The organism is Pseudomonas sp. SIMBA_041 (genome assembly GCF_046535095.1).
GTDB lineage: Bacteria > Pseudomonadota > Gammaproteobacteria > Pseudomonadales > Pseudomonadaceae > Aquipseudomonas > Aquipseudomonas mucoides.
This window is the reverse complement of the sequence record NZ_JAWRXJ010000006.1, coordinates 403,417-414,694: the sequence shown is the minus strand read 5'-3', so window position 1 is coordinate 414,694 and position 11,278 is coordinate 403,417. Positions and strand designations below refer to the sequence as shown.

General features: G+C 49.3%; 11 protein-coding genes and 1 tRNA gene. 7 read left to right on the top strand and 5 right to left on the bottom strand.

The features are described from left to right. Positions 1–40 precede the first annotated feature (40 nt). Both SB725_RS17385 and SB725_RS17380 read right to left on the bottom strand, forming a co-directional pair. Positions 41–493 (bottom strand): hypothetical protein, encoded by a 453-nt coding sequence (locus SB725_RS17385; RefSeq protein ID WP_410922365.1) that lies wholly within the window; start codon positions 491–493, stop codon positions 41–43. A 615-nt stretch (positions 494–1,108) separates the two neighbouring features. Further along, positions 1,109–1,822, bottom strand: coding sequence for a cyclic nucleotide-binding domain-containing protein (locus SB725_RS17380; protein ID WP_410922363.1), 714 nt, complete (start codon positions 1,820–1,822; stop codon positions 1,109–1,111). Between the two features lie 1,113 nt (positions 1,823–2,935). Here SB725_RS17380 and SB725_RS17375 point away from each other — a divergent pair. Together SB725_RS17375 and SB725_RS17370 are read left to right on the top strand one after the other, a co-directional pair. After that, positions 2,936–3,025: transfer RNA gene (locus SB725_RS17375), tRNA-Ser, on the top strand. An 852-nt stretch (positions 3,026–3,877) separates the two neighbouring features. Next, positions 3,878–4,180: a hypothetical protein gene (locus SB725_RS17370; protein WP_410922361.1), complete on the top strand. Its 303-nt coding sequence runs from the start codon at positions 3,878–3,880 to the stop codon at positions 4,178–4,180. 72 nt (positions 4,181–4,252) lie between these two features. On the opposite strand, the gene SB725_RS17365 is transcribed toward SB725_RS17370, so the two are convergent. Together SB725_RS17365 and SB725_RS17360 are read right to left on the bottom strand one after the other, a co-directional pair. Next, entirely contained in the window at positions 4,253–4,879 is a 627-nt protein-coding gene (locus tag SB725_RS17365) for a hypothetical protein (protein ID WP_410922359.1), read from the bottom strand. Positions 4,880–5,052: 173 nt separating this feature from the next. Then, positions 5,053–5,427, bottom strand: a complete 375-nt coding sequence (locus SB725_RS17360) for a hypothetical protein (protein WP_410922357.1) — start codon at positions 5,425–5,427, stop codon at positions 5,053–5,055. Between the two features lie 807 nt (positions 5,428–6,234). Between SB725_RS17360 and SB725_RS17355 the strand changes: the two genes are divergently transcribed. Together SB725_RS17355 and SB725_RS17350 are read left to right on the top strand one after the other, a co-directional pair. Next, on the top strand, positions 6,235–6,402 hold the full coding sequence (locus SB725_RS17355) for a hypothetical protein (protein WP_410922355.1): 168 nt from the start codon (positions 6,235–6,237) through the stop codon (positions 6,400–6,402). A gap of 20 nt (positions 6,403–6,422) precedes the next feature. After that, positions 6,423–7,061: a helix-turn-helix domain-containing protein gene (locus tag SB725_RS17350; protein ID WP_410922353.1), complete on the top strand. Its 639-nt coding sequence runs from the start codon at positions 6,423–6,425 to the stop codon at positions 7,059–7,061. A 51-nt stretch (positions 7,062–7,112) separates the two neighbouring features. On the opposite strand, the gene SB725_RS17345 is transcribed toward SB725_RS17350, so the two are convergent. Beyond that, a complete protein-coding gene (locus SB725_RS17345) occupies positions 7,113–7,958 on the bottom strand; it encodes an AbiJ-NTD4 domain-containing protein (RefSeq protein ID WP_410922351.1) in 846 nt (281 codons plus the stop codon). A 541-nt stretch (positions 7,959–8,499) separates the two neighbouring features. Here SB725_RS17345 and SB725_RS17340 point away from each other — a divergent pair. From SB725_RS17340 to SB725_RS17330, 3 genes are all read left to right on the top strand, one after another. Continuing rightward, on the top strand, positions 8,500–9,096 hold the full coding sequence (locus tag SB725_RS17340) for a hypothetical protein (RefSeq protein WP_410922349.1): 597 nt from the start codon (positions 8,500–8,502) through the stop codon (positions 9,094–9,096). Between the two features lie 146 nt (positions 9,097–9,242). After that, entirely contained in the window at positions 9,243–10,691 is a 1,449-nt protein-coding gene (locus SB725_RS17335; RefSeq protein WP_410922347.1) for a hypothetical protein, read from the top strand. A 283-nt stretch (positions 10,692–10,974) separates the two neighbouring features. After that, positions 10,975–11,142 (top strand): hypothetical protein, encoded by a 168-nt coding sequence (locus SB725_RS17330; RefSeq protein ID WP_410922345.1) that lies wholly within the window; start codon positions 10,975–10,977, stop codon positions 11,140–11,142. Positions 11,143–11,278: the final 136 nt, after the last annotated feature.

Sequence of the window (11,278 nt, the reverse complement as noted above, 5' to 3'; positions counted from 1 at the left end):
ATTGCTGCCCTTCATGTAGGGCAACAATGGGTTGATTCTGTCAAAACTGCTTTGATGCACTGGCGATGCGCTGGTACTTACGCAGCTGCCGATTCATGCTGCGAATATCCAGAAAAAATATCTCTCCGCTGCGCCAGAGCAGCATCCACGCGGTGACGGTAACGACTCCCACGGGGATGGTGCCTTCAATGCCCAGAGCCGTGCCTGCCAGCACCAAGGCTAGTGCCAAGCCCAGGAGTGTCAGCGCTAGAAGCCGTTGGGTGCGAATATCCCCTCTGAGTAGCTCGCTCTTTTCCGCAAAGGTGTTGCTGATGGCTTGCTGAAGGCGTTCTCGCTCATCTTCTGGGCAGCGAATCTGCAGGCTCAGCTCGGGGTGGTACCAGGCGCTATCTGACAGGTAGTCCACCAGCTCGGGGCTTAGCTTGGGGTTGTCCGGCGAGGCAAACGGATTGAGGTAATCGTGGGTGATAGTCAGATCGATTTTTTTAGTCATAACGAACCTTTACCTGGTTGAGCTGTGGACGGACACTTTAGTGTTCGAGGTAAAGCTAGTCGCAAGACAGGTGCTCTGCCTTATCGGCAATCGCAGGCGCTGTTGCAGGAGCGGATTTATCCGCGATGCATTGGCGGAATGTGCGCCGCGACCGTCTCCATCAACTCTGATTGTTATCACGCTCTGCAGGGGGGCATCACGCAGCGGGCGGCGTATGCACGGATAAGGGCTAGAGGCAGCTATTGGCCGGATTCTGACTTTCACGACAGAGCGGTATGGAACGTTCTCACCCGTCATGGAGCAGGTCAAATGCGAGCTGCAAAAAAACGCTAACCAACACTTCTGGAAAAGCACTGATCACCCCTCTGACCTGCTACGTGCCCTTTGTTGTGCGAATGCGGATGTAGTGCAAACGAGCGCAACCAGCCCATACGGGCAAAGGGGCTAAATGGCACTCAACGTCTGTGATTCTGACGTCCGGTTACAATCTGGATACTTCAACGGTGCCTGCGAAAACGGCGTACCTGAACAAGCCTCGTCTATGGAGAACGTGCTTTGGGGAAGACCAAAAGCAGATAAAGGGCGGCCCGAGTGGCTTAAGTATTTCAAGTCAGGTCAGACTCTTTGTCGGCTGAACCCCGCGACGTGATCCTTGAGCCCTGGTAGATTTACTATCTCTACGTCTCGTCCAGAGAGGTTTGCCAGCGACATCTCACGTAACCGTGTCACTGCCCGACATATTGTTTCCATCCGCAATCCGAGATATGAGGCAATGTCTTCTCGTCGCATACGCAGGATGAAAGAAATGGGCGAATAGCCACGTAATGCGAAGCGACCAGAAAGGTTCAACAAAAAAGCCGCTAGGCGTTCATCAGAGTTCATTGTGCCCATCATTAACAAAACAGTGCGGCTATGAACGATTTCGTCGCTCATCAGTTTCATGAAGTTGCGCTGTAACGCTGGAAATTCTCGGCCGAGCTGCTGCAGTTGAGAGAAATCCACCCCATATACAACACTGTCAACAAGCGCGATCGCGCTGGAGGTGTGGTGCTCAGTACTGATCGCGTCCATCCCCAGCATTTCCCCCATCATCTGGAAACCCGAAACCTGCTCCTTCCCCTCTTTCGTAGTCATTGTCGTTTTGAAAAAACCTGATCGAATGGCGTAGAGCGACTCCAAACGTTCCCCTTGGTTAAATAGCGATTCGCCTTTTTTTACCCCCTTCCGAGGCGTCATTAGGCTATTCAGCTGCGTTATCCCTTCGCTGCAAAGCCCCAATGTCAAGCACAGCTCAACCACGTTGTCGTTAGTCACATAGGATCTGAACATCTGGCTCTCGGACGCTGAACCTAGGATATGTGTCATATACGCCCCCCCCATACGTTCACGAAGCGTAGTTCAATTGGATGATGGTTGTGATTGGAGATTTTTTGCCGATTGCTACCCGATGCAAAACGCGAAAAGCCCGCTCAATGGCGGGCCTCGTAAGTGGCTCTTCTAGGGGACGTGGCTCAAACCCTTTTGGAGGTCGTCCTCAGGTTTTCGGCATACGTCCGCCAATATGTTTTTCCCAACGTCGGGACCTGAGTAGCTGTCGACCTCCTCGCGGCATCGTTCGAGGCTTCACTGGCCTGCGTTCTTTCCTTCTTTTCCGATGTGTTGATGACATAAACCGAACGCCACGTACAACGTAATGGCGATAAAGATGCTTGCAACGTTCTTGCTGTCTAGGCCAGATCTTTTTTCAACCAGGTTAGGTTCGTAGTTTTTGCCTGATACCAGATTGGGCTGAGTCGCTTCCAATAGTTACGGCAAAACAAATTCCGATCGAGTGAGTGCTTTTGGCCGTTCTCTGCCGATCATGGGGTCAGATTCGATGCAGTCGATGGTCGGAACGAATGCAAATGACTGGTCACGTCGAATGCGAGCGGGTGATCAAGGGGAGTGCAGTTTCGCAGCGCAAGTACGGCCAATCCATCATCGAATGGTGGTGGCATCGAGTGTCCACATAGTGTCCACGGTGCCGGGCAATTTATTCAGAATAATGCTGAAAATATCACAGGGTATCGAGGTTTTACCGGGCTCGATGAGTGATCGTTGATAGGGTAGGTTGATAGGAAATCAACTCACTCATGACGCTATTCCTTGTATGAAAGTTGGGGCAGACGTTACCCACCGCGACAGGCCAGGTAAAGCGCCGTGACTGACCCGCCAGTCACCCTTTCCCCGCCGCACAAGCGTAGCCCGCCACATCCGCGGCGCGTTCCCTTCTATATAGAAGCAGGCGCGAAGCCGGAGATTGGCAGGTTTGCCATGACGCCAAACCCGGTGGAACGACTAAAACGCTAAGCGCATGAAAATTCTGCAAAAAAAGTTTGCCATCGGAAATGGTTTCGACTACATTAGCGCGCCTCGACAGACAGAACTTGTTTGACGAGATACGGTGAAGTGTCCGAGTGGCTTAAGGAGCACGCCTGGAAAGTGTGTATACAAGAAATTGTATCGAGAGTTCGAATCTCTCCTTCACCGCCACATTTAAAAACGCCTGTAACTTCAACGAGTTACGGGCGTTTTGCATTCTGGGTTGTACTACTCAATTGTACTACTCATTGAATCTCGCCTTCAGTCGCTCAGGGCTCAATCCCTTCTTGGTCGCATTTTCTTCATCCCGGTCCTAGTTCTAGCGTTAGCTACCGCTAATCCGAAATACAGGGTTACAAGCAACTGTAAGAAACCGTGTGGCCTTTGATGCCTTTTCCTGCATCAGACAGCAGGAAATGCACGATGGAATCCCTCCCGGCTGAATCGCACGCTTGCAGACTCTTGAAGATGCGATCTAGTCGGGTATCTGCACAGCCATAGTCTTCTGTGCAATGGCGAATCGTTAGCAATGTGGCGCGTGCTACGTCACTCACTGGGGACTTCACCCAGCGTTTTGAATCAAGCTGTCAGCGTTCGCTGTACAGGCCAGAAGCAGGACGAATCCTGCAATCAGGAATTTCATAAATCACTCCTTGGTGGGGTTGGGGTGGATCTGTTCGTGTTCACGGAGAACCAACTACAATCTGCGGATTAACTCACGTCGAGCGCCAAGGAAGTTCAAATGAAACTGAGCCTTATTGTCCTGAGTTGTGCTGTCGCTGTGGTTCTGAGTGGCTGTGCTACGTCATCCAAAACCTACACCCCTGATGGGCGTGAGGGCTTCAGCATTGATTGCTCTGGGAATGCACTGAGCTGGGGTAAGTGCTACGAAAAGGCTGGAGATTTGTGTGGGGCTCGGGGATATGACTTGCTCGAAAAGTCAGGCGATCAAGGCAGCACTGTCGCAGCTAATCAGTTTGGGCTTTACGGTGGGTCAGTCATGAGCAGAAGCATGGTGATTGCGTGCAAGTGATGCTGAAATCGTTTCTGTTCAAGCGTCCTGATTGGTTTAAGCGCGAAGGCTACTGGCGTCTGGCTCAGGTTTTAAGGCTGGGGCTAACATTTGCATTCTTGGCGACTAGCGTATTTTTCCTATCTATCTCGGTATATGTGGCTGTAACTAGGCGACCAAACTTAGATGATGCTATTGGCTTTACAGTGGCGTGGTTTGTCGGGGCGGTGGCGTACGTGATAATCGTTCATTGGGTTATCCGACTGATTGTCTGGATTGCTGATGGCTTCAAGATTGGAAGTGAGTCTAAGTGAAGGCCAGCCAATGCTTATATGGCTGGCACCTGACAGAACATACACAGCTATAGATTCGACTTAACTAAACCACTACTGCCAAAAGTGTTTTGGGAAGTCAATGTTTGGTGTGGCCTGCCCATTATTTACGGTAAAGGTTATATACATATTTTCGTCCTTCAATCCAAATAACCAGTGGGTTAAGGGGCGGTCATAAGCGATACTGTATATACCATCTTTTTTAGTTGCCAAGCTCCCTTGAATGTCTTGCCATGCTTTCGGATCTTTGTCCGCTGCAAGCTTGCTGTGTGCGAAGTATTCAATGCGAACAATGTTGGTTATAGTCACTCCGTCATCGGCAAGGACTGGAATAGTCTTTCCATTGCGATCAAAAGGTATGAAAGTCACGCTATCAGGCTTTCCCAGTCTATGAATAACATCAAATGGGGCTTGTGATTTGACCAGCGCGGTCATTTCATCACGTGACATCAATTCGGGTGATGCGGCTAGCTTGGATTTCAACTGCTCGTTCAGTGCCTCATACGATATCCGCGCTTCGCTCGCAGTTTGCTTGAGGCATCCAATCCGGCCCACATCAGCGAACCCTTGTCCTGTTGCTTGGCTCAATAACTGATCAGTTTTCTGGCAAATCTGCTCTGTCGTTTCACCACATGCAGACAGCAGCATTGCCATTGACGCTATAGCTAAAAGGTTTTTCAAGATTGCCCCCGTCGATAGTCCCGGTGCTCCTGCACCACGATCATGATGTCAGAGTGACACTGAGAGCGTCTATCTCTCGGCCCGCGATTTTCAGACTTAGCACCACGAGTGCGTTTCAGGATTTCTAGCTAGAAAATAAACTCGGCCTCGTGATGTCGCAGATGGCAAAGCGGCTAGGTGAGTAACGCGTGCAGCCCCCATGCCAGCAGCCCATAGGCGATGTATTGACCAAGAGGCATAATCGCCAGAAGCGGGAGATCAGACGAGTTCTCAAACTCCCTTCGTCTTATATAAGACACCATGGCTGAATTTAATCCTTCTTGGTTGCCCGCATTTGAGAATGACAATGCAAGAACTTCCAAGGTGCTCCTGTGGGTTTCGCCAGCTACGAAGTACCAACCATCAAAGAACATCAAGACAATCGTGAGAGCGCACCCTAAAAACACGCGCTCATGAATACCCCAATCAGCACTGTAGAAAAGCATCGTGAAGGCTGTGATACAGATGCACGCCCTTACCACGAATAGACAGGTTATAAACTTATGCATTGCACTAGCTCCCGAAGGTTGCCGAACCTTGATCGCATAGGAGGCTAGTCGTTTTCACGCGCTCCACCCAGCCTCCGAATTTTTTATGAGCACGTCCGTGAAGAGGGGGGTGGTCCATTCTGAAAACGGGGTTATCCGCAGTGCTACTCAATGCCCCGCTCCTGCCTCAACCAGAAAGCTGATAAAGCTCGAAATAACAACGGCGCCCCTAAAGTTTCCAGGAGGTGCTGTACGAGGCCAACTAAATACGGAGTGCCTTTATAGAGAAAGACGCTCAGATCGCACGACAGGAGCTTGTACGGGTAGTTTGATTGGTCGCATCTGCCTATATGAAATACCACTTGACAAATAGGGTGAAATAGGCGTATATTCGCACCTTCTCAAGCAACTCGCACCGAACGTATCTCGATCCCACCTAGTGTGGTGTCAGGCGTCGGTTTTCGTTCGTCTGGGATTTGACCCTGGCGTGTGCACTGGATATCTCACAGGGGGAGAATTCCACTACGTACAGGGTGGAAAATCCACCATGTACACGGGGGAAATTCCCCTACTAGTAAGATTGATAACAACAAGAATGAAAGTAGTAAGATTGAATGCGGTGTGTGAATTCGCTTACTGCGTTCGCTGCACCGAGTGCACCCTCTGGGTTTTCTTGCACCTACAAAACAGAAGAGCTTTTGTTCTGTGTAAGGAATGGTGATTGATCGTGCAAGGATCATCAATTCGCGGTGCACACACCCTAGAGAAGTTAGATTGAGTTCACACAGGTCATTCTGACCCCTGTGAGATTTTACCGTGCAAGGAGAAATGAATATTCAGTTTCGTCAACACAGCCGTGACAGGCTAAAGGCCGGTAACGGCAATGGTGGTCCCAGTGCAGCAGCTCGTGTTGCACAGATGATTGAAATGATTGCCCTCTACCGAACTGGGGCAATGGAAGAATCCAAGTTCCTAGAACAAATGAAAAATCTATAACAGTAAATACGAGGAATACGATGACCGAAACATTTTGCAAGCTTACACACGAAATTATGCATGCTACACACTGGGTCAGTAAAGTTACCGGCCAACGCTTCAAACTCACTGGTACACAGAAAATCGTCTGGGTGCACATGACCAGTCGCTACGAGTTTTTCCGCTCGCTAGGCAAGGAATGGTTTGATGATCAAGAAGACATTGCCAAAGATACAGGATGCGACGTTAGCACGGTGAAGGGATTCATCAAGTTGCTAGTGGATCACGGTTACCTGTTAGTTGAACGTAAGAAGCTACGCGGCTTTGTGCACTCGAATAGTTACAAGATCGTTACTTCCCTACAACTACATAATAAACACGTATCTGTAAGCGCTCCCGTGCAACCTTCTAGCGATGTTAGGGCTCCAAGTGGTGCCATGGTAGTCCCTGAGGGTGACGGGGCTGTAATCGCATCACAAGAGGTCGCAGTGCAGCCAGTGCCAGTCTTTGAAGATGTTCCGCTAGAGGCATATATCGACAAGGCACCAAAGGCGCCTGTAATCGTACATCATACATTGCGTGGGTTCGCCGACACATTGGATGAAGAGATTAAGTTCGATGTTCCTGTATTGCCTAACGGGTTTGCTGAACACTCAAGCGAGCCAGATCTATGGGGATGATAATCGGTTGTTTCAGTTCCTGGCCCTACAGTGTAGGGCCAACACTGTGTATCAGTCTTCTACGCTGTCGATAGCGAAATTGATGAAGGCTGAACAGCAGATGAGCATGAACCGAGCATCAGCTTTAGTAGGAGCAGTAGCGTTGTCTATGAGTGCATGCCTGATACCACTTGCATCACTGGTATAGCCGTAGAGAGTGAGGAATGCTGACTTCAAGCTTCCATGAAGATTGTGCTTGGTTTCAAGGATCTTGAGCGCCTGCCCTAGTGTCGCCTTATCATCACCTACAAGCTTCCTCGCGAGAGATTCAACAGCGCTGATACTTTCTTTTATAGAGTTACGGTAATCAGGATTCTGTCTATCGGTTAGCAGAGTCAGCGATGTTTGGAGGTGCGTAGTAACTCCGGCGTAATTAGACGTGCCAGATATCGCAACTTCGATCTCATGAATTTCTTCAGGCGAGGTGATTTCTGTCAGCTTTCTTGCAACAAATCTATATGCTGAGTTTTCTCTAGCAAATGCTTCATTACAAAGAAGCATGCAGCGCTCACAGGTATCAGATGCACCGGGGCCATTTTCTATAATGAATTCAAGTAAGCTGTAAGTTCGATGCCAGACACCCGATACGATCTCTTTTTTCAGTTGTTCAAGAATTGTGTCCCATCCCCATGGCAGGGTGTCAAGTGTTGTCTTGTAAAATCTTGAATACAGGGCCTTTGAGAATTCCTCGAAGTTCGATCCTGAAAGAATTTTATGCGTGCTGTAGTCTGGATAGAAGGTGCTCCAGTAGCATTCTGACAATATATTCCAGAGAGTATTACGCAGATCAATATCTATTGAGTCACTTTGTATAACTTTAGAAGCTGGCAGTAAACCCATACGTTGTGAGAAATCCATTGCCACCTCGTTAGTGTGAGCGCTTGTCATGGCCAATGCAGGTCGCATCCTAATAGCTCAATTGTACATGGTGGCGGCTCGCCATTGGTACTTAGTTTAAAGGTTCGCCGTATCCTCTCAAAACCCACCTTAAACCCGGTGTAAACCATGCTCCTGTCGACGGTTATGGCCACACTATTGGTTGGATCAGCCGGCTATAAGCCAGTCTTTCCGTTGTCTGAGGGTGATTTGACTAAGCTCGAGGTGTTGAGGACGCTTCAGCTTGCGGTTTCTTCATCGGAGCGTGAATTTTTGACCTGGAATCACTCGCCTTCGTCAGAAGCGAGAACCTCCTACGGACTGTCCTCACTTCACCCGATAGAGGCTGAGCTTAAGAGACCAAGCACTATAGGCAGTCCGGCGCAGACGGGGGAAGCAACTAGGGGTGAGCAGGGAAAGCATTCAGTTTGCTATTTGCTACCTTCTCACTCTTTTTTTTCAGGCGTCAGTTGTGTTCTGAGTCTAAGCTCACCGCCGACTGCGTCAGTGGAGGCCCCGTCCCATGAGCAATGAACTGATCCACATATATGACGTCCCCCTATCCGACAAGGAGGGAATACTCATTGGCAGGATTATCGCTCTATGGGGAGCGCTTGAGTACGAAGTGTTTACACAAACACTGTCTACTTTCGACGTGCGAGACGTCAAGGAGTTGCCAAAGACAATGAACAACCTCAACTTCATCAAGGTAGTGGAGTTGTGGAAAGCTCGGGTTGCCGATGTGGCAGAGGGCGAGCGTGCGGCAGTGTTGCAGCAGCAGTTCGCCAGAATCACCCACCTGCAAGACTCCCGAAACGCGCTGATCCATGGTATGTGGGGCTGGCCTACGGCTGAACCGGAAAAAATAAGCACCACGGGAGTATCTAAGGCACAGGTGATAACCATGCACTTTCCAGCTGGAAGCTTGGCCGACTTTCACGAAGAACTGGGGGTTATTAACTATAAGGTCGGATATCCGGGCGGAATGGAAGATCTCGCGCGCGAGAGGGCGGATGAAGGGGGCTTCATAAGCCGCAGGATGTTGTGCTTGATTACCGGTAATCCTGCTGCTTATGACTGGCTCCATCGCTGTGGAGTTGCTGTAGATAAACCCGGCTGACATTAGCCACTGCTACGTATTCGATTTTCTCGTTTGGGGTCGACGCAATGCCTCTCGAGAGGAGATAAATTTCTACGTCAGTCTGTATCAAAATCCCACTGTGTCTTGTATCGTAATGTCATAAAATATCTCATTGTAGGGACGTTATGAGCTTAAAAGAACTTCAAACTGAACTGCTTGCAGCTCAAACGGAATGGGAAGCCTTAGTTGTTTTTCTCGGTCGGGGTAAATACGATTTTTCTCAGCCGCGTCCCTCTCTAGGTGATCAGACTTTTACAGTGCTCTCACGTCGAACTCGCTTGGCTTTCGAAGTCTTACTAGGATTGCTTCCCGATAACGAAAGCGACGAAGTTGCTATAGTGGTAGTGGGTAGCTCCCTTCGCAATATCAGAAATACTGTTTTAGAGTATTTTGGACAAGTTCAGGCAGTGACGGCTCAGTTGAGGCAGAGCTGGCACGACAATACAATTATTGCTATGGCGGATAACGACTTTTCTTGGTATTTGACAGATGAGGGTGTTCGATATACGAACTTCGATCTTTCATCTAATTTCAAGCGAATAGATGAGCTGGTCAATGGTTTGCTTGCAATGACTTCATCGATGCTACCTTTGTCGAAGGCGGAAGGCACAAGTGATCTTCTCAAGCGTGCAGAGGCTATAGGATTACTAATTCGCGAAGTAGAAGCATTTAGAGCGCAAGCTCAGTCCTTCGCGACTGCTGCACAGGAAAACGCCGAACGTGCCGCCGCAAGCGAAAAAAAAGTGAGAGATGTCGAAACCGAAACCGACACCATCATCACGACGCTTAGAGCTCTGCAAACCCAAGCAAATGCTGATATAGGCACTGTCACTAGTCTAGTAGAGCAAATCAAGACTACCGGTACGAACGCCGCGACTCTAGAAAACGTCATATCAGACTATCAGAGTAAGTTTGATGCTTTCCAGAAGCAGTTAGATGATCGTAACTTGGAGTTCAAAAAGTTTCAGCATGAGAAAATTGAGACTGAGAAAGTATTAAAAGATAGAGGCGCAGAAATCGCTCGTCTCACGGATTTGGCAGATTTTATGATTTCCGGTGCAACAACCGCTGGGCTGGCGAAAAGCATGGAGGATGCCCGTGCCCGTTATGAGATTCGATTGAACTCCGCCAGAAGAGGTTTTTACGTAGCCGTCGTATTACTGGTTTTATCTTCAATACCACTCGCTGCTCAGCTTCTTCCAGGGCTTTTTGGTAGCTGGGTCCTAGGAGTAGATGCTTCAGCATCTAGTAACCCGTATGTGGTTATAGGCAAAATAATGCTGCTTTTACCTGCAACATGGTGCACAGCGTTTTTCACCAAGTCTTACGCGGATCTTTTCCACTTAGAGCGGGAGTACGCTCATAAGGCCGCGCTCGCTATGTCAGTTGATGGTTTTAAGCGTCAAGCCCCAAGATACGAGGAGGAGATCACAGCCGAAGTGTTTATGGAGATTCGGACTAGCCCCTCCAAAGGACAGCCTGTCGAAGCTGCGACCCACCCGCTCTATGATGTTCTAAGCAAGGCTGTTACAAAAATTCTCGATAAAAAAGCTGAAGATAAAACCAAGGAGTAACCCTTCGTCGAAACTAGCTAATACTCGTACATTAAAGGACGCTCTCCAAACCGCGTGGCTATATCTAGGCCAAGGAACGCCAATTTTTGTACGAGTACCAGGCCAGAGGCATCAGTCTTGCTGAGGGATAGCAAGCGGAAAAGGGGGGGTGGCTGGACGGTGGCGCATCGTTGTAAGCGCCCCCGTGTCCCCCTGTGAGCCAATATCTATAAGTAGTACCACTTAGACCCAGCTCTCCCGATGATCTACGGTCAGCGCTGAGCCCCATCACGGATGATTGCCCATGACCACCCAGAATCAAGCTGTAGCCATGGCTGACGCATTAACACTGATGCTGTACAGCCAGCACGGCATCGCTGCTGCGCTAGAGGAAATCATCGGATGGGTTTCCAGTCACGGAGGCGTTGTTGCTGCTGACAATGCTCTGGCTGCATTACAAGTGCTGGACTGAATGCTCAGGCCGTCACAGACGCCATTTTGCATATACGCCAGTCGTAAGGATCATCAAACGACCGTTAAACGATACCGTCTGTCGGGCTTTCAGTTGGTATCATCAAAATAGCTTTGTTGATTTGGTGATCCTGTCG

What these genes read in the sequence shown, in the direction of transcription:
- SB725_RS17355 (WP_410922355.1), top strand. Translation starts at nt 6,235, where the DNA reads ATGAATATTCAGTTTCGTCAACACAGCCGTGACAGGCTAAAGGCCGGT.
- SB725_RS17335 (WP_410922347.1), top strand. Translation starts at nt 9,243, where the DNA reads ATGAGCTTAAAAGAACTTCAAACTGAACTGCTTGCAGCTCAAACGGAA.
- SB725_RS17345 (WP_410922351.1), bottom strand. Translation starts at nt 7,958, where the DNA reads ATGGATTTCTCACAACGTATGGGTTTACTGCCAGCTTCTAAAGTTATA.
- SB725_RS17360 (WP_410922357.1), bottom strand. Translation starts at nt 5,427, where the DNA reads ATGCATAAGTTTATAACCTGTCTATTCGTGGTAAGGGCGTGCATCTGT.
- SB725_RS17330 (WP_410922345.1), top strand. Translation starts at nt 10,975, where the DNA reads ATGACCACCCAGAATCAAGCTGTAGCCATGGCTGACGCATTAACACTG.
- SB725_RS17340 (WP_410922349.1), top strand. Translation starts at nt 8,500, where the DNA reads ATGAGCAATGAACTGATCCACATATATGACGTCCCCCTATCCGACAAG.
- SB725_RS17380 (WP_410922363.1), bottom strand. Translation starts at nt 1,822, where the DNA reads ATGTTCAGATCCTATGTGACTAACGACAACGTGGTTGAGCTGTGCTTG.
- SB725_RS17385 (WP_410922365.1), bottom strand. Translation starts at nt 493, where the DNA reads ATGACTAAAAAAATCGATCTGACTATCACCCACGATTACCTCAATCCG.
- SB725_RS17350 (WP_410922353.1), top strand. Translation starts at nt 6,423, where the DNA reads ATGACCGAAACATTTTGCAAGCTTACACACGAAATTATGCATGCTACA.